This window comes from Frankia sp. CcWB2, from assembly GCF_977927585.1.
Window position 1 is genome coordinate 14,216 of record NZ_CDWRCM010000109.1, and the last position, 1,140, is coordinate 15,355.

The following is a 1,140-nucleotide window of genomic DNA, read 5'->3' on the forward strand; positions in this document are numbered from 1 at the left end:
GCCAACGGTAGGGCACGGGAGGCGTCCACATTCTGGACGTCAGATCGTATGCGCGAGGCCAAGCCGGTGGACCCGAGCAAGGCGAATAGCGGCAAAGTCCAGGAACAGGGGCCGGCGGTGCGCGGCGGCCCGGCCGAGCGGGTGAACCCGCATGTCACTGAGCCCGTACCGGGAACAGCACCGGGAACAGCTGGCGGCGGGCCGGGCTTCGGGCCGACCGCGGCACCCTGGTACGGCTCGACGACCAGCCCGCCGGCCACCACGTCCTCTTCACCGACAGCAGCGGCGTCAGCTACTCCTGCTCGGGCGGCACCGTCAACAGCGGCGGCAAGAACCTGGTGTTCACCGCCGGCCACTGCGTAAACTCGGGCGGCGGCGGGGCCTGGTTCACCAACTGGGTCTTCGTCCCGCGCTACAACAACGGGAACGCGCCCTACGGCGTGTGGTCCGCGCGCCAGCTCTGGAGCTGGAGCAGCTGGGTGCAGAACGCCAACCGTTCCTACGACTTCGGCGTCGCAGTGCTGAACACCAACGCTTCAGGACAGCACATCGTCAACGTCGTCGGTGGTCAGGGAATCGAATGGAACTTCCCGCTGGTGCAGTATGTCTACCAGTTCGGCTACCCGGCTCGGGCGCCGTTCAACGGGCTCTCCCTGCAATACTGTAGTGGGACGACGTACAACGACGGCGGCTTCGTCGGTATCAACTGCAACATGACCGAGGGTGCCAGCGGCGGACCCTGGCTGGACGACTTCGACGGAACGTTCGGATACCTCGACTCCGTCAACAGCTGGGTGTTCTGGGACGCCAACGGCGTCCGGTACAAGTGGAACGGCCCGTACTTCGGCAACGAGGTGCGCGACCTGTACTACGCGACCGCGAATCTGTAGGCTGGCCACAGCCGGGGGGACGCGGGAAATGCGCGTCCCCTTTTTTTCGAATTTACCGTGATTTTCATCGCGCCGGAGGAGGGCGCCGTGACACGCCTCCCCCCTGTCTCCCTCCCCCTTCTCCCCCTCCTGCTCTGCGTGCTCGTCGGGTGCGCCGGTCCGATCAACGCCGGGCCGGCGGAACCGACCGGGCCGGCACCGGGCAGGGTGCTGGATGTGGCGGGTGCGTTCGCCGCCCCGCCCGACCGGC

At 67.3% G+C, this 1,140-nt stretch carries 1 protein-coding gene; it reads left to right on the forward strand.

Annotated features, from left to right (window positions below):
• Positions 1–338 precede the first annotated feature (338 nt).
• Positions 339–890 carry a trypsin-like serine peptidase gene (locus ACY45C_RS12910; RefSeq protein ID WP_462187866.1) on the forward strand — a complete coding sequence of 184 codons (552 nt, stop codon included), beginning with the start codon at positions 339–341 and terminating at the stop codon, positions 888–890.
• Positions 891–1,140: the final 250 nt, after the last annotated feature.